At 43.4% G+C, this 16,567-nt stretch carries 15 protein-coding genes; 13 read left to right on the top strand and 2 right to left on the bottom strand.

The window, feature by feature from the left end; translation table 11 throughout:
• Positions 1-199: 199 nt before the first annotated feature.
• Together L1D50_RS13475 and L1D50_RS13480 are read right to left on the bottom strand one after the other, a co-directional pair.
• A complete protein-coding gene (locus L1D50_RS13475; protein ID WP_138524700.1) occupies positions 200-682 on the bottom strand; it encodes a YbaK/EbsC family protein in 483 nt (160 codons plus the stop codon).
• A gap of 192 nt (positions 683-874) precedes the next feature.
• The gene (locus L1D50_RS13480; protein WP_138524698.1) at positions 875-2,014 is read right to left on the bottom strand and encodes an EAL domain-containing protein; all 1,140 of its coding nucleotides are present in this window, start codon (positions 2,012-2,014) and stop codon (positions 875-877) included.
• Positions 2,015-2,147: 133 nt separating this feature from the next.
• On the opposite strand from L1D50_RS13480, the gene L1D50_RS13485 reads away from it, so the two are divergent.
• From L1D50_RS13485 to L1D50_RS13545, 13 genes are all read left to right on the top strand, one after another.
• On the top strand, positions 2,148-3,455 hold the full coding sequence (locus L1D50_RS13485) for an AarF/ABC1/UbiB kinase family protein (protein WP_239966213.1): 1,308 nt from the start codon (positions 2,148-2,150) through the stop codon (positions 3,453-3,455).
• Between the two features lie 246 nt (positions 3,456-3,701).
• Positions 3,702-4,376 (top strand): response regulator transcription factor, encoded by a 675-nt coding sequence (locus L1D50_RS13490; RefSeq protein ID WP_128725903.1) that lies wholly within the window; start codon positions 3,702-3,704, stop codon positions 4,374-4,376.
• Positions 4,377-4,479: 103 nt separating this feature from the next.
• On the top strand, positions 4,480-5,754 hold the full coding sequence (locus tag L1D50_RS23575; protein WP_239966214.1) for a HAMP domain-containing sensor histidine kinase: 1,275 nt from the start codon (positions 4,480-4,482) through the stop codon (positions 5,752-5,754).
• A 127-nt stretch (positions 5,755-5,881) separates the two neighbouring features.
• Complete coding sequence (locus tag L1D50_RS13500) at positions 5,882-7,681, top strand: DUF1800 family protein (RefSeq protein WP_239966215.1); 1,800 nt, start codon at positions 5,882-5,884, stop codon at positions 7,679-7,681.
• An 11-nt stretch (positions 7,682-7,692) separates the two neighbouring features.
• Positions 7,693-9,048 (top strand): DUF1501 domain-containing protein, encoded by a 1,356-nt coding sequence (locus L1D50_RS13505; protein ID WP_239966216.1) that lies wholly within the window; start codon positions 7,693-7,695, stop codon positions 9,046-9,048.
• Between the two features lie 210 nt (positions 9,049-9,258).
• Complete coding sequence (locus L1D50_RS13510) at positions 9,259-10,680, top strand: DEAD/DEAH box helicase (protein ID WP_239966217.1); 1,422 nt, start codon at positions 9,259-9,261, stop codon at positions 10,678-10,680.
• A 233-nt stretch (positions 10,681-10,913) separates the two neighbouring features.
• Positions 10,914-11,555: a CsgG/HfaB family protein gene (locus tag L1D50_RS13515; RefSeq protein WP_239966220.1), complete on the top strand. Its 642-nt coding sequence runs from the start codon at positions 10,914-10,916 to the stop codon at positions 11,553-11,555.
• A 12-nt stretch (positions 11,556-11,567) separates the two neighbouring features.
• Entirely contained in the window at positions 11,568-11,909 is a 342-nt protein-coding gene (locus L1D50_RS13520; protein WP_128725908.1) for a DUF4810 domain-containing protein, read from the top strand.
• A 1-nt stretch (position 11,910) separates the two neighbouring features.
• Positions 11,911-12,588: a DUF799 domain-containing protein gene (locus L1D50_RS13525; RefSeq protein ID WP_239966218.1), complete on the top strand. Its 678-nt coding sequence runs from the start codon at positions 11,911-11,913 to the stop codon at positions 12,586-12,588.
• A 152-nt stretch (positions 12,589-12,740) separates the two neighbouring features.
• Complete coding sequence (locus L1D50_RS13530; protein ID WP_128725910.1) at positions 12,741-13,550, top strand: peptidase S8; 810 nt, start codon at positions 12,741-12,743, stop codon at positions 13,548-13,550.
• A gap of 99 nt (positions 13,551-13,649) precedes the next feature.
• Positions 13,650-15,038, top strand: a complete 1,389-nt coding sequence (dbpA, locus tag L1D50_RS13535; protein WP_138524922.1) for an ATP-dependent RNA helicase DbpA — start codon at positions 13,650-13,652, stop codon at positions 15,036-15,038.
• 170 nt (positions 15,039-15,208) lie between these two features.
• On the top strand, positions 15,209-15,838 hold the full coding sequence (locus L1D50_RS13540) for an SDR family oxidoreductase (RefSeq protein WP_239966219.1): 630 nt from the start codon (positions 15,209-15,211) through the stop codon (positions 15,836-15,838).
• A 397-nt stretch (positions 15,839-16,235) separates the two neighbouring features.
• Entirely contained in the window at positions 16,236-16,406 is a 171-nt protein-coding gene (locus L1D50_RS13545; RefSeq protein WP_010370673.1) for a hypothetical protein, read from the top strand.
• Positions 16,407-16,567 lie beyond the last annotated feature (161 nt).

A 16,567-nucleotide genomic window follows, 5' to 3' on the forward strand; every position in this document is an offset into this window, starting at 1 on the left:
ATCCCCTAATCCCCTACTTACCATAGAAGAGCATCTTCCCCAGACTCGCAACGTTTTTTCATTTTAATAGACCGAATGCAAGCAACTCAAAGAAAAAGGTCATCAAAAATTCATACCTTTATTGGATCAGCGCAAATAAATATCAAGAAAGGCGCTTGCATTAATCAGTGGTATATACCCTCATAGCTATTTGTCACGTTTATTTTGCTAAATCTATCCATTGACCCTTAGTAAGTTCACTTAACTTCTGCGGATTTAGTTTAAATACGGAATTGGGGGTTCCCGCCGCGGCCCAAATCTCCGCATACCGATTTAAGTCTTCGTCTAATATTGTATGAACTGATGAATGATGAGCGACTGGTGGTACACCGCCTATTACATAACCAACTTTTTCACGTACAAAATCCGCATCAGCTTTGGTAAGTGTAATACCTGTCGCTTTTTTAACTTTGTCAGCGCATACCATGTTAGAACCAGAAGCGACAACGAGTACTGCTTCACCGGTTTCTCCATGTTTGAATATTAGTGACTTTGCGATTTGAGCAACTGAACATCCGATAGATGCTGCGGCATCTGAAGCTGTACGAGTTGAGCTAGGCATTTCCTGAACTACAAAGTCTTGACCATTTTTGGACAAAAACTCCTGCACTTTCATCGATGCAGGCTTCAATTCCTTTAACATGTATTCGTAACCTCATTAATTAAACCTTAAATATAACACTGTCTAAAAGTCACACTGGATTGTAGCAAAGTAAATTGATAGGTAGATGCAAGATAACTTTTCATCTTAATTATTTTATTTAGATTCCGGCACCTTTTATGAATGGAATACTGCTAGGGCTGCCTTAATAAACTCCCCGTCCTTCCTTACCTATCACAAGGTATCAAACTTGTGAGCTGCGTTCGATAGGGACTTCACTCCTTGTGTTATTTCGTCTTCGAGGTTGTTGGACAACCGTGCACTTAGTGCCGAAGGTTTTGCAAAATAATAGCCTTGTAAAAAATCAGCCCCTATTTCCCGAAGGACTTTGGCTTCATGTTGGCTTTCGACCCCTTCAGCAATGACTTCGATACCGTTTTCATGAGCAAGCTGAATTAGGTGAGACACAATGCTCCTTTTGTGTTGATTGATATCAATGTGCCTGACAAGATCCATATCTATCTTAATATAATCTGGCCTTAGCTGTGCCAACATATTTAAACTCGACCACCCAGAACCAATATCATCCAGTGCAACACCAAAACCACAACTGCGATAGAATGCTAGGATCCCTCTTAAATGATTTACATCCCGAGCTTGGTGCGTCTCTGTTACCTCAAATACAATGTCTTGAGGTTGAAATCCCAGCTCACTAATTGCTGAGGCTGTCGAACGTAAGCAATATGACGGGTCATAAATGCTTGAGGGGTTGAAATTTATAAATATTTTCGAGTTCAAATTCGCTTTAGCGGCATGCTCTACAGCAGACTTTCGTGCAATCAAATCAACAGAAAAGAGCAATCCGCTCTGCTCGGCTAAATTAAAAACGAGGTTTGGCGGAACCATGTTGTTTTCATCATCGAACAATCTAAATAGCGCTTCATTAGCAAACACATCTAGGTTTCCCGGTTCTGAATATGCTCTCACTATGGGTTGAAACCAGCTTTGATATGTCTCATTTTCTATCGCAGTTTTTATCCACCGCGCTTGATAACGGCGAACGAAAGTTTCAACACTGGCGACTCGACTAATTGCATTGATATCTGGATGACCTTCTTGTGCCATGGTTGTCATTTTAGATTGGCCAAATTCTGGACCAGCTAAACAGCCACCAATGTTGTGTAAAAACGTAGAAAGTCCATTTTTATTCACTTGAACCATAATGCATCTATTTGCAACCAACTCGGGATTTAGTGCCATCTCGGTGCACATTTTCAGCAAGTTTTGTTCTGCATTACCTGTCGGTAGGAAAAACCAAAAGTAAGTTGTCTCAAAAAAGTATGACTCAATTGCTTCACAATCTGCGCACCACATATCACCCTCCGTACTTAATGTATTTTGCTTTTTACGAAATGCCCCAACAGTTCGCTCACAAAGAGTGAACTTAATTATAGAAGATGTCGTATTGTTCGCATGTTAAATAAAATGTATCGCCAAGGGTTTCGGTTTGAAAAACAGTTCACGAAAAGTCCCATCATCAAGGTTGAGCCGCCTTGCTCATTTGGGTGGATTGGCAGGTCAAGTTGCATCAAATATGTTATTTGAAGGCGCAAAGCAGGCGCTTCAAGGGCAACCTGTAAAACGAAACGACCTATTGCTACAGAGCAAAAATATTGATGCAGTTGCGAAGAAGCTGAGTCACTTGCGCGGTGCCGCAATGAAGTTAGGACAGTTACTTTCAATGGATGCTGGAGATCTGCTACCGCCGGAGCTTGCCATGCTGCTTACTCACCTGCGCGCAGACGCCATGCCAATGCCACATAAGCAACTTATTGGTGTCTTGGAACATGAGTTAGGGCATAACTGGCTCGATAAGTTTAGTCATATTGAACTAAAAAGCTTTGCACAGGCGTCGATTGGGCAAGTGCACAAAGCCATCACCGAGAATGGGCAACCTCTTGCAATCAAAATACAATATCCAGGAGTGGCTCAGAGTATTCATAGCGATGTAGACAATGTCGCGAGCCTAATCAAAATGACAGGGCTGCTTCCTAAAGGGATTAATATTGCCCCTTTAATCGAGGAAGCAAAATCGCAGCTTCTCGCGGAGACCAATTACCAATTAGAAGCAAACTATCTACAGCAGTTCGCCAGCGGACTTTCTAAAGACACGCGCTTTAAAGTCCCCGCTGTGTATCAAGCGCTGGGTAGCCAGCACATACTGAGTATGGAGTATGTCTGTGGCGAGCCGCTTGCAGAGGCCGTTGCTTTACCACAATCTGTCCGCAATGACATCATGACCGCATTAATTGAGCTTTTCTTTATCGAAATGTTTGAGCTTAAATTGATACAAACAGATCCTAACTTTGGTAACTATTTATATAACAAAGACACCCACCAAATCGTGTTATTAGATTTTGGCGCAACACGTATTGTTAGCGACGCTGTTAGTGTTGGGTATAAGAACCTGTTACAGGCAGCGACAAAGCAAAACCGTGAAGCTGTTAAACAGGCTGCATGTGACATTGGATATTTTGATACTGATATTGCACCCGAGTACTGTAACGCAGTTATTGAGCTGTTTTTACTTGCAACAACTCCACTTCGGTGTGACGGCCCATTTGATTTTGCTAACAGCCAGCTAAGCAAAGAGATAAGTGAAAAAGGACTGGCTTTAAATAGCCACTCCAACCAGTGGCACACACCACCTGTAGACGCATTATTTATACATCGAAAGCTGGCGGGGTTATATTTAATCGCGGCAAAATTGCAAGCTAAAGTAGACTTAAGCCCATTACAAAAATACCTCACCTAAGCTGTGGGTAACCAAAACAGCTGCTAGCGTCGAAGCTGACTTTATTGGCATTGCATCATGTCTATCACGCTTTCTTTTCTACCAAGTAATGACAAAGCATCACTTCACTATGGACTGCAAGTCCTAAAATCAAAAAACATAGCCAAAAACCTTATTAGAACGAACACAGCCAATCATACAAAATTGTATTCTGAACACTTTGGAAACTGCGTTATGCTATAGCTAAACGACCAAACAAACCGCACAATGAAGATATTGCTTGTAGAAGATGACCACGACACTGCAGAGTTTATTTGTAATGGCTTAAAGCAAGCTGGAGAATCAGTGGATCATACGCAGTGTCCAAAAGATGCAATAATAAAAGCCTCTACCACCTCATTCGATGCCATTATTTTTGATAGGCTATTGCCGTCGATGGATGGCCTAGACGCAGTAAAAATCCTTCGAGCGAGCAATATCTTAACTCCTATCATTATGCTAACGGCATTAAGTGACACCGCAGCACGGGTTGAGGGCTTGGAAGCTGGTGCAGACGACTACTTAGTTAAACCCTTTGCGTTTGTCGAGTTACATGCAAGGCTAAAAGCACTGTATCGTCGCAAACCAGCTGCGCAAACCGTGAATGAATTGCAAGTTGGTTGTGTAAAACTACTCAGAACATCAAGGCAAGTATTTAGAGGTGAAAGCGAGATTGAGCTAATGCCAAAAGAGTATCAGATTTTGGAGTTTTTAATGCTTCACCCTAATCAACTGGTTACCAAAACTATGCTGCTAGAACACGTGTGGGGATTTAGTTTTGACCCCAAAACCAGTTTGGTTCAAACACATGTCAGCCGCTTACGTAACAAATTAGACAAGCCTTTTAACAGTGAAGTTATCAAAACCATTCGTGGCAGCGGCTACTTACTCTCTGAACAATAATATGAAAACAAACACTCAAAAATACCATTTCGTGCTGGCGCTTAAATTTTCTTTTCTATGTTGGATACTAACATGTGGTCTAGCACTTTTAGTATCGCACTTTGTGTCTCAAAGTGAACAGTCCAGACAACAAGCCGAAATGCTTGAACGTGTTGAGGAAGCGGTCGAGCTGTATCACACCGAGGGGTTAGCGTCTTTAGTAGAAGTATTTGAGTTAGAAGAAAATGAAATTTGGACAAAAGAAGAAACGCAGGAGCATTGGCAGGAGGAAGGCTGGCTTATGGCGTTATACCAAAAAGACGTGACAATCGCTGGTGGCGATTTGGGTTTTGAGCGAGCAAATACCTCAAAGTCGCAGCCACAAACTGAAATAGACGAAGAAACACAACCCATTTTTTATCAGGCACAGCAAATCAACGATGGTCTTCATTTACATCTATGGCAGCGTGTTGACCACGATGTTGTTATTGCCCAGAACGCCAGAACCCAGTTTATTGTGTGGCTATCGATATTTTGCTGGCTGCCACCTTTGCTCATCTTTGTCTATTTTAGACAAATGCAAGGCAATACCATTGCTAAACTGAGTCAACAGCTCTCTTTAGTGGCTAAAGCACCTGAGCTACATCGCACCATAGCAAAAAGCGATGACCCACAGCTGCTACAATTATGCAGTGTGATCAACACGATGCTCGACGAAATTACCAAACTCCATCACAATATCAAAACAATGTCTGTGGGAGTTGCCCATGACCTTAAAACGCCCCTAACCCGAGTTGCAAACCGATTGCAATCGATGGAGCAAGACATAGATGATCCCGTGCAATTAGCCGTTCACCTTGAAAAGGCCTGTGAAGAATTAGAAAAAATCATCTCGACTTTTAATAATTTAATCCGCTTGAATAGTATTGAATCTGGAAAATATCAACAGGGCTTTAAACAGGTTGACTTATCAACACTGCTTTTAGATCTAACTGATAGCTTCACTCCGGTATTTGAAGACGCAGAAAAAACCTTATCCGTCTCGATATTGCCAAATATAACCTGCTATGGAGATGCTGATTTGCTCGCGCAATTGGTCTGTAACCTGTTAGAAAATGCACTTGAATATACTAATCCAAAGGCGTCTGTGTGGATCAGGCTGCAAAGTCACTCATCTGGCGTGTTACTGCAAATCGGTGATAATGGCCCCGGCATCGCAACATCAGACCAAGCACATATTTTCGAGCGCTTTTATCGTGCCGATACGAGCCGCTCCTCTTCAGGTAATGGGCTGGGGCTTAGCATTGTCAAAGCAATCTGTGACATCCATGAAGCGCAGATTTATTTGCTTGAGGGTCAACCGGGTGCTGTATTTAATATTGAAGTGCCAACTCATTAATCGACTGAGCTAAGCTTTGACTTGGTTAGTTTACAATTTTGTATGATTACGCACGCAAAGTTGTAAAACACCAAAGTCAAAAATCATCCTACACTCATCACTTATCGTTCACTATTTGAGTTAAGTTATGAGAACAATCATTAAATACTTTTCAGTTTGGTGTGTGTTTACCCTAACAGCGACAGGCTGTGGCGGTGGCAGTGCGCAAGAAACTGAAGTCGCACCAACTAATCAGCATACCACTGATAACACAGAAATTACCGAACCATCGCAACCTATTGCAATGGATAATGTGTTTGCAACACCACAAAGTACGGCCTCGTTTTTACACCAAACGACTTTTGGCGCTACACCACAACAGCTCAACACACTTGTCGGCACATCTGCCTCCAAGTGGTTCATCGACCAAATAGCACTAAAACCAAGCTTGAAAATGAGCTCAGTTGCAAAATATACCCCCGAAGATGGCGGTTTTAATACGCTCTTCGTAGAGTCAACAAGTATTGGGTTTTGGCAAGATGCCATCACTGGCGAAGATCAGTTGCGTCAGCGAGTAGCTTTCGCTTTATCTGAGATTTTGGTGGTTTCTAATGCCGGTGGTGACGAACTCACTGACATCCCAGCAGCAGTAGCACGATTTCAAGATATACTCATCGAACACGCCTTTGGCAATTATCGAGAGCTGATTGAGGCAGTGACTTATTCACCCGCGATGGGAACTTACTTAACATATTTAGGAAATCAAAAGGGAGACGAGCAAACAGGCAGGATGCCTGATGAGAATTATGCTCGGGAGATCTTACAGCTCTTCACTTTGGGTCTTGTTGAGTTAAACCCAGACGGTAGCGAGAAACGCGATAGCAATGACCAAGCCATTGAGTTGTATACCAATAAAGATATTACTGGCCTTGCCCGTGTTTTTACTGGGTTAGTGCTTGATGAGTCAGGCGCCGAACAAGCCGCTCAAGAGGAGTACGCGCTACCTATGGTCGGAGATCCTGAACTACACTCGACTAAAGCCAAATCCTTTTTAGGCTACACCATAGCCGCTGGCACCGATGTCAACCAATCAATCACGCTCGCATTAGATCATATCTTTTCGCATTCTAATGTTGGCCCATTTGTGGTTAAACAGTTAATCCAACGTTTAGTAACATCAAACCCTTCACCTAGCTATGTTGCTAGGGCAGTAGAAAGCTTTGATTCTGGTAGCTACGTATTGCCCGATGGTACCAAAGTGGGTGCTAACCAACGGGGCGACTTAACCGCAACGATTGCTGCAATTATCTTTGATAAAGAAGCAAGAAGCGAGAAAACAGCGCGCAGTGGCAAGTTAAGAGAGCCAATATTACGATTTACGCAGTGGGCGCGAGCCTTTGAGGTAAAAAATATTACACCCGAGTATCAAGAGCCACTATGGGATACTCGTTCAGCAAACGCGTTAAATCAACACCCCTATCGTTCAAGTAGCGTATTTAACTTTTTTCGCCCGGGTTACAGTGCACCAGGAACGCTAATATCGCAAAATCAACTAGTTGCACCTGAATTCCAAATTACCAACGCCTCGTCAATTCCGGGTTATATTAACTTTATGACCTATTATATTTTTGGCTATCAACAAGATGTTGATGTAGCTGATTTACAAGCAGATTATGACGCCGAAAATATACCGCTTGATGCTCGTCAAGCTGTATATAGCTTCCTTGCAGACTATGAATACGAACTCACTTTGGCAGATGACCCAAAAGCGCTATTGGCTCATTTAAACCTACTCCTAAGCGCAGATCAGCTCACTGAGCATACAGTGAATAAGATCACCCAAATTCTTGAGACACTACCAATGGAGGAACCACAAGATAGCCTTATTCGAGTGCAATGGGCGATTTTACTCGTGATGACCTCAGCAGATTATTTGATTCAAAAATAGGACTAGACAAGATGAAAAGACGTGATTTTTTGAAACTAAGCGGTGCGACCATGATGTCAACGTCCTTGTTTTCGTTGAGTCAAGCCGTTGCGGCAGCAGAACAAGGTGAAGATTACAAAGCACTTGTTTGCGTATTTTTATACGGCGGAATGGACTGCCATGACACGATTATTCCTCTGGATGACAGTAACTATCAACAGTGGGCAAAACACAGATCCTCACTACTCAATGCTTACCCTACACCAAGAACACCACAAAATTTGCACGCCCTCAGTACTCCCTCTCGATTTAATCAACGCAAATTTGCTTTACCCCCAGAAATGGCAGGCCTTGCGAAACTCTACGGTCAAGGGCAACTGTCTGTAATTGGCAATGTTGGACCATTACTTGAACCTGTTAATGCCTCTCGCTTGGAACAAGTCACAGCAAGCGTACCTCCCCGATTGTTTTCTCATAATGATCAGCAGTCAACTTGGATGTCTGGTAAAACAGAGGGAGCACAATTTGGTTGGGGAGGGTTAATTAATGATGCGCTTATCAATACAGGAAAAACGCAGCAGACACCTTTTAATGCCATTACCACAGCCGAGGCTGATCTGTGGTTAACCGGCAGTAATACCTTTCCATACCATGTGAGTGATGGCAAAGCTGGCATAATAGAAATCTTAGAAGAGTTCGACAACAACCAAGCACTCGCTGACTACTTTGCGGGCAAAGAAAGCAGTAGTAGCAATAACATACTTCAGCAAGACCTAGATACGCTTACTCGCAGCGCCATGGCGGCAAATTCGCAATACAATGATGCCATTGCCAATACAAGTTTTACTTTACCACAGTTTCCTCCCACACCATTGGCACAACAGCTGAAGAATGTTTGCCAAAGTATTGCAACAAGGCAGCAACTCAACACCAAACGACAAGTGTATATTGTGGGTATGGGTGGATTTGATACTCACTCAGGTCAAGCTCAGAGCCTACCTAAACTGCAATCAGCGCTTGATGGCGCACTTGTGGCGTTTAATACGGCAATTGCCAGCTTAGGGTTAGAGAAGCAAGTAACTTTATTTACTGCATCTGATTTTGGTCGCACCCTTGCTGTCAATGGTGATGGTACCGATCATGGCTGGGGCGCCCATCACTTTATTATGGGTGGTGCAGTCCATGGTGGCACTATTTTTGGTGATATCCCTCCTCCAGAATTAAACCATGCCTTTGATGCTGGAAGCGGAAGGCTCATTCCCACCACAGCTGTTGACCAACTGGCTGCGAGCCTTGGTAGCTGGATGGGGGTAGACGACAATGCACTGCTGCAGATTTTCCCAAACCTTAAAAACTTCTCTGGTAAACTCAGTTTATTCAAAGCATAGATTCTATTCGTAATTAAACACACAAGGATGTGCTGCTATGCTCGAGAACGCTATCACTAATATGGGCGTGAAGATCAGCGTATTTTTAAACCCCATTAATCTATTACACATAGCAGAGGACGACTTAAAAGTAATTTAGGCGGTGGCAAAATTGCGTAACTGGTGTAAATACTGTACTCTTGCCCGCCGCCTACTACAGAGTAACAAATCATGAGCTTTAGCCACCTAGGTTTAGCCCCAGAAATAAATCAAGCCGTTGTCGAACAAGGTTACGACAAACCGACTCCCATTCAAGAGCAAGCCATTCCTGCTATTTTAAAAGGCAGAGACGTGATGGCTGCGGCGCAAACGGGAACGGGCAAAACTGCGGGCTTTACATTACCTTTGTTGCAAAAGCTGATTGCCGGCACTAAGCCTCGTGCGAATAACGTGCGCGCGTTGATTCTAACGCCAACCAGAGAGCTTGCTGATCAAGTATGGCAAAGTGTTGAACTCTACAGCAAACACCTTCCTATCAGCTCTGAAGTCGTTTACGGCGGTGTGAAGATCAACCCGCAAATGATGAAGCTGCGTAAAGGCATTGATGTTTTAGTGGCAACACCGGGGCGATTACTCGACCTTTACCAGCAGAATGCTGTCAAATTTGATGATCTTGAAGTACTGGTATTGGATGAAGCCGATCGTATGCTAGACATGGGCTTTATTCACGATATCAAACGCATCATCAAAGTATTACCAAGCCGCAGACAAAATTTGATGTTCTCTGCAACTTTCTCTGAAGAAATTAGAGCTTTGGCGAAAGGATTAATTCATGATCCAGTAGAGATTTCTGTAGCACCGGCAAATAGCACCGCCAAAAGTGTCACTCAGTGGGTGTATCCAGTAGATAAAAGTAAGCGCACCAACTTACTCAAGCATCTAGTTCAAACGCATGACTGGCAACAAGTGTTGGTATTTACCCGCACCAAACACGGTGCCAACCGCTTGGTTAAGGATCTAGAAAAAGCCAAGATCAATGCCGCAGCAATCCATGGTAATAAAAGCCAAAGCGCTCGCATGAAAGCCCTTGCTGGTTTTAAAAATGGTGAAGTACGTGTGCTTGTTGCCACTGATATTGTGGCGAGGGGCTTGGATATTCAAGAGCTGCCCCATGTCGTGAACTTTGACCTGCCAAATGTTTACGAAGATTATGTTCACCGTATCGGCAGAACTGGCCGCGCTGGTGCAACGGGTGAAGCTATCTCATTTGTTACCCAAGAGACCGCAAGCGATTTATTTGGTATTGAGCGATTAATTCAACAGTTGGTGCCGCGTAAAGTGGAACCTGGGTTTGAACCGCAACTTGCCGTACCTGAGTCAAAACTAGATACGCGCCCAATCAAGCCGAAAAAGCCAAAGAAACCGAAAAAGCCAAAGGCAACAGACGCTGAACAAGCAACTTCCGCTCAGCCGAAAAACAAACCTAAGCAAACCTCAGGTCCTCGCAACAATAAGCTTAGTGCTAATGGCAAACCTGCTGGTAACAACAATGGCAACCGCAGGCGTCGCCCATCACAGTCTACCAATAAGCCAAGTTCTTCAGCCCCAAGAAGAAGTAAGCCAACTCAGCGAAGCCCATCAAGTAGTAAATAAAACACACAAAAAAGCCCTACATATAAGTGTGGGGCTTCTATTTTCAATCAAATTAATTAGCCGACTATTTTTTATTGAAATAATCAAAAGAATCATGTAAAAACCCTCCGCGAACAAATGTAAAAAAGTGTTCAAACAAGTCATTCTTCTCATTCAATGGAAGCATAATAACAACGACTAAATAGGGATTTAGTGTGATCAATCAAAAATATCACCCAGCTAAAACATTTGCTTTGGTATTGGGCACTGCTACTTTTTTAAATGGTTGTGCCACAACTACATCAAAGGTTGTAGAAACACCAAAAGTAGCAAGCTACAACACCCAGTATACTGGAGAAAAGAGCAAATTAGTGGTCGGTAACTTCGTCAACCGTTCAAGTTTTCAAAATGGTATCTTTTCTACAGGTGATGACAAACTTGGGAGCCAAGCAAAAACTACGTTGATGAGCCACCTGCAACAAACAAATCGCTTTAGAGTGCTTGATAGAGCCAATCTAGAAATGCTCGCACAAGAAGCTGCGCACACAGGAACAAAACAGTCTATTACTGGTGCAAAATATGTGGTGACAGGCGATGTCACCGAATTTGGTCGCAAAGCCATAGGCGATAAACAGCTATTTGGCCTATTGGGGAAAGGTAAATCGCAAATTGCTTACGCAAAAGTAACCCTTAATATTGTGGATGTAACCACATCAGAGGTTGTTTACTCAGTGCAAGGGGCTGGTGAATATAGCTTGTCTGAGCGTGAGGTTATCGGCTTTGGTAGCACAGCGAGCTATGATTCGACTCTAAATGGTAAAGTACTAGACTTGGCGATTCGTGAAGTCGTTAATAAGTTAGTCAATGGACTTGAATCTGGCGCTTGGGCGAACTAGGGATTAACGAAAATGAAAAAATATATTTTAGCGTTGTTGGCTTCACTCGTACTTGCAGGTTGTAAAACCACTGAGCCACTTTATTACCACGGAGAATACAGCAAAGCCGTATATAGCTACTTTAAAGCAGAAGATGTGACTCTTGAAGAGCAAATCAGCATATTACAAGAAATCATTCAAACCGCCGAGGCTAAAAGTAAAACAGTTGCACCTGGCGTTCATGCTCACTTAGGCATGTTGTATTTTGAAACAGGGAATGCCCAACTTGGTAAACAACATTTTGAAACTGAAATGGTGCTGTTTCCAGAGTCTGAGCACTACATCTCGTTTTTACTAAAGTCTGCAGGAGTATAATATGCGCCACACCACACTGACACTACTGCTTTTAGCACTGACATTGATCACAGGTTGTGTGAGCACTCCTGAAGGGCATGACTACTCTGCATTTAGAACAGCGGATCCACATTCTATTATCGTGCTACCACCAATCAATAACACACCCGAGGTAATTGCGCCTTACAGTTTGATGTCTCAAATTTATCATCCGATTGCAGAGTCGGGATACTATGTTTTTCCAGCGGCAGTTGTTGAGCAGACATTTAAAAATAATGGTCTCACCGTTGCCAGCGATACCCATGCAGTTCCGGTAACTAAGCTTCATGAAATCTTTGGCGCTGATGCTGCGCTCTACATTACCATTGAAGAATATGGTACAAGCTACGTTGTGGTATCGAGTGAAACGGTTGTGACAGCTTCCGCAACGCTCGTTGATCTAAAGAGCGGTAAAGTGCTTTGGCAAGATAAAGCATCAGCATCTTCGGCAGAAACTCGAGGTAACAATGGTGGTGGATTAGTGGGCATGCTAGTGGAAGCTGCACTCAACCAAGTGCTAGAAAGCGTCACGGACAGAGGGTTTGATATCGCGGCTATTGCCTCCAACCGTTTACTATCGTCAGAAGTCCACAATGGCTTACTTCACGGACCGCGTTCGCCTAAATATGGTCAACCTGCTGTCAGCGAAAAAACCAAATAGCCTGATTATAAATGCGCTGCTCTTTGCTATGTTGCAGCGCTTTTCTTGTACTAAACAAAGCGTGTAAGCAAGTGTAATAGAATATAACGCACTACCTCCTAAGCTAATAGAGCCGATACATCTTGCGGCATCAACATTAAAGGAGCTAGGCTATGAATAAGTTCAAGTTACTACTATTGACTGCATGCAGCAGTACATTTCTAGCGCATGCCGGTACGCAATATTTGACCCAACCTGCAAGCAATATCACCCAAACATCTGCGCAATTAAATGGTTATTCCTCCTCAACTATCGGCCTAAGTGGCGAGATTTTTGATTATGGCACCACCACAAGCTACGGCAGTAGTATCTTTGCGACACCACCTGGAGTAAATGGCCCCGTAAGTGCTCAGATTTCGAACCTAAGCTGTGGGACTGAGTACCATTTCCGCTTCCGTGGAGATCCAAAACCACCACGTACCACAATCCAAGGGGAAGATCTCACTTTTACTACGTTGCCTTGTGGCCCAACCAACTACGCTAATGTGTCGTTCGAAACTGGCGGACAATATTACTTTGTGGCTGAAGGTAACGGCGGCAGCACGGTCAATGCAAACCGATTAGCCATAGGTCCTTGGGAGCAATTTACCCTTGTAGATATTAATGGCGGAGACCTTAATAGCGGTGATGAAGTTCATATTCAGACTACATCTGGCTACTACTTTGTTGCCGAACAAGGTGGTGGAGGTGAACTAAATGCCAATAGAACCGCGGCCTCTATCTGGGAAACGTTCACGATTGAACTGCCAAATAGTCCCGGTGCGCTCATCCAAAACGGTGATAAAATAGCGCTCAAATCTGTCAACGGCTACTATGTACAAGCTGTTGGTAATGGTGGCTCGGGCGCAAATGCTGAGCCGACGGTTATTGGCTGTAATGCGACCTACCCTTGCTCATGGGAAATGTTCAAAATCATTTTTTAACGCACTTGTCCGTGGTAAAAAATTTTATCACGGCCTTACACGCGCTATCCGTTGGAGCCATGTTATAATTGCTGTTTTAGAACTACAGAGACAGCGACTTTGACTCAGCCACTTTTTTCAAGCACCCCACTTTCCAGCGCCTTACTTGATAACCTCACTTCGTTGGGTTATCACACCATGACTGACATTCAAGCACAAACCTTACCGCTTATATTGGCGGGTAAAGATGTCATTGGCCAAGGCAAAACGGGCTCAGGTAAAACCGCCGCTTTCTCTTTAGGACTATTACATAATTTAAACGTGAAACGCTTTCGTGTGCAGGCGCTCGTGGTATGTCCTACTCGAGAGCTTGCCGATCAGGTTGCGGTTGAAATTCGCAAGCTTGCCCGTGCAATCCATAACATCAAAGTATTGGCGCTGTGCGGCGGTGCTCCTATGGGGCCGCAAATTGGTTCTCTTGAACACGGCGCGCACATCATTGTGGGTACGCCAGGACGTATTGAAGAGCATCTGCGCAAAGGCCGTTTGTCGCTAGATGAAGTCAATACCTTTGTACTAGACGAAGCAGATCGAATGCTGGAGATGGGTTTTGAAGAGTCATTGCAATGTATCATTGACCACTGCCCTAAAACACGACAAAACCTACTTTTTAGCGCAACTTACCCGCCAAAAATAGAGCAGCTTGCGCAGCATATCATGAAAGATGCAGCCAAAATCACGGTTGAATCAACCCACGATGATAGCTCAATTGAACAGTACTTTTATGAAGTCGACAATAACGACGCGAGACTGCCAGCAGTACAAAAACTGTTAATGCAATTTCAACCTAATTCTGCGGTTATCTTCTGCAACACCAAGGCAGAATGCCAGAACGTATGTGACAGCCTATATAGTCTAGGTTTCGATGCTGCTGCACTTCATGGTGATTTAGAGCAAAAAGATCGTGACCGCACATTGGTTCGCTTTGCGAATAAGAGTGTCACCATTTTATTGGCAACGGATGTCGCCGCTCGGGGTATCGACGTCGATCACGTCGATATGGTGATCAACTACCATATCGCCCATGACCCAGAAGTACATGTTCACCGCGTTGGCAGAACTGGACGTGCAGGCAATAAAGGGGTGGCGTGCTCTTTGATGAGCTATAAGGAATCACATAAAGTAAACGCCCTCGAAGACTATTTAGGCAAAACCATTGAACCCAATACCTTGCCAAGCGATCAAGTATTAAATAACAAAATTAACCGAGCACCGATGGTAACCATTCAAATCGACGGCGGTAAGAAGGCAAAATTAAGACCGGGTGATATCTTAGGTGCACTGACCTCAAATCAAGCGTTAAAAGGTGACCAAATCGGTAAAATCAAAGTCACTGCGATGTCATCGTACGTTGCAGTTGAGCGCAGTGTTGCCAACGTAGCGCTTAAAACAATTTCAGAAGGGAAAATGAAAGGCCGTAACTTTAGAGCTCGAAAAGTAACAAAATAACAGATAGCTTTGCTTTTCCTACGGTGGTCAACTTTTCCCTGACCACCGCAATTTTTAGATTAACTCAGCAATTTCTCGCCTATTTATAACTTATTTCACACTACAGGGGTTTAAATCTGCGCCATGATCCCAAGGTCTTAGTTAAGCAAACACTTTAAAGGAGTTTATCTATGAAGACCTTAATCATTGGTGCCAGTGGTCAAATTGGAAAAATGACGACAAAGACAATGCTGGAACAAGGCCACGACGTTGTGGCGTTAGTGCGTAATAAAGACAAGTTGGCAGATATTGAATCTGAGCAACTCACTATCACTGAGCAAGATCTTGAGAACGATTTTAGCTCTGCTTTTGACAACGTCGAGCAGGTAATATTTAGCGCAGGCTCTGGTGGGGAAACGGGTGCGGACAAAACCCTACTGATTGATTTATGGGCCGCCACTAAAGCTATTGATTATGCTGTGAAAGCAAACGTTAAACATTTTATTATGGTCAGCTCTATCGGTGCCGACGATCCTGATAACATTGAAAGTGAAATCAAACCATACTTGGTAGCCAAACACATGGCCGACCAACATCTACAAAGAAGTGTCGTAAACTACACCATCGTTCGGCCAGGTGCGTTACAAAATGAGCCTGCAACTGGGGGATTCTCCACTTCACGCCCTGAAAATAGAAAAGATGCAGTGATAAGTCGAGAGAATGTCGCAGATGCGCTAGCTTATCTTGCCACTCGGCATCCTCAGAATCTAACGTTTGAACTATTTAACGGCGATCAGTCAGTCGAACAATTACTGTCCTAGTAAAGTAACAATGTCTCGGGGTTTAACACCTCGAGGCAAGCCCATGTGCTTTAAGTTGGATAAGTGTTAAAAATATTTACTGCTACACCCACATAAAAAGCTTGCTTTAAAAAAAACAATTCTATAGTATTCGCTACTTGCTTTAACTTCCTCTCAAAATAGAGCAAATTCCAAGTAATGCCTCCTTGCCTTGATCCAGTAAGTCCGCATAAAAATACAAGTAGAGCTTAATATAGTCAGGCGAAAATCAAACCAATCAAGAAAATTGGTATAAGCTGTCATACCCATGTCGGGTTGTTGCGAGGACAGCGTCTTCTGTTCGCTAAACTGTAATGAAGCTCATCTACTATCAAAAGCATCAGCTAATTTGCTGTGCATTATAAAAGTGAGTTTTATTATGTCATATACATATAACGGAACAGAGATCCGTGTTGAGCAACCAATTCGCTCGATTTCGGTGAACAAATCTAAAGTGATCTTTGCTGACGGCACAGGCCGTAAGATCACACAATTCGCCAATGGCGGCGAAGCACGTCAATTTCTGAGCTGGTTAACTTCAGCACATTGATTGTGTGGTAATACCAATTTGACTTAATACTTGCTCAATTTGAAGGAGTAAATCTGACGCTAACAGCGTTAAAAATTTCTTATTTAGAACAACTAAATAGCAAAATTTTTGCCTGGTTATCGACAAGATTTTCTCGCCTCAAAATAGACCACTTAATTAAG

It is taken from the genome of Pseudoalteromonas sp. Isolate6, from assembly GCF_022398435.1.
Taxonomy (GTDB): domain Bacteria; phylum Pseudomonadota; class Gammaproteobacteria; order Enterobacterales; family Alteromonadaceae; genus Pseudoalteromonas; species Pseudoalteromonas galatheae.

Bases quoted from the DNA above. Each gene is read 5' to 3' on its own strand.
- L1D50_RS13490 (WP_128725903.1), top strand. From the start codon at position 3,702: ATGAAGATATTGCTTGTAGAAGATGACCACGACACTGCAGAGTTTATT.
- L1D50_RS13540 (WP_239966219.1), top strand. From the start codon at position 15,209: ATGAAGACCTTAATCATTGGTGCCAGTGGTCAAATTGGAAAAATGACG.
- L1D50_RS13480 (WP_138524698.1), bottom strand. From the start codon at position 2,014: ATGTGGTGCGCAGATTGTGAAGCAATTGAGTCATACTTTTTTGAGACA.
- L1D50_RS13525 (WP_239966218.1), top strand. From the start codon at position 11,911: ATGCGCCACACCACACTGACACTACTGCTTTTAGCACTGACATTGATC.
- L1D50_RS13530 (WP_128725910.1), top strand. From the start codon at position 12,741: ATGAATAAGTTCAAGTTACTACTATTGACTGCATGCAGCAGTACATTT.
- L1D50_RS13500 (WP_239966215.1), top strand. From the start codon at position 5,882: ATGAGAACAATCATTAAATACTTTTCAGTTTGGTGTGTGTTTACCCTA.
- L1D50_RS13505 (WP_239966216.1), top strand. From the start codon at position 7,693: ATGAAAAGACGTGATTTTTTGAAACTAAGCGGTGCGACCATGATGTCA.
- L1D50_RS13520 (WP_128725908.1), top strand. From the start codon at position 11,568: ATGAAAAAATATATTTTAGCGTTGTTGGCTTCACTCGTACTTGCAGGT.
- L1D50_RS13545 (WP_010370673.1), top strand. From the start codon at position 16,236: ATGTCATATACATATAACGGAACAGAGATCCGTGTTGAGCAACCAATT.
- L1D50_RS13475 (WP_138524700.1), bottom strand. From the start codon at position 682: ATGTTAAAGGAATTGAAGCCTGCATCGATGAAAGTGCAGGAGTTTTTG.
- L1D50_RS13510 (WP_239966217.1), top strand. From the start codon at position 9,259: ATGAGCTTTAGCCACCTAGGTTTAGCCCCAGAAATAAATCAAGCCGTT.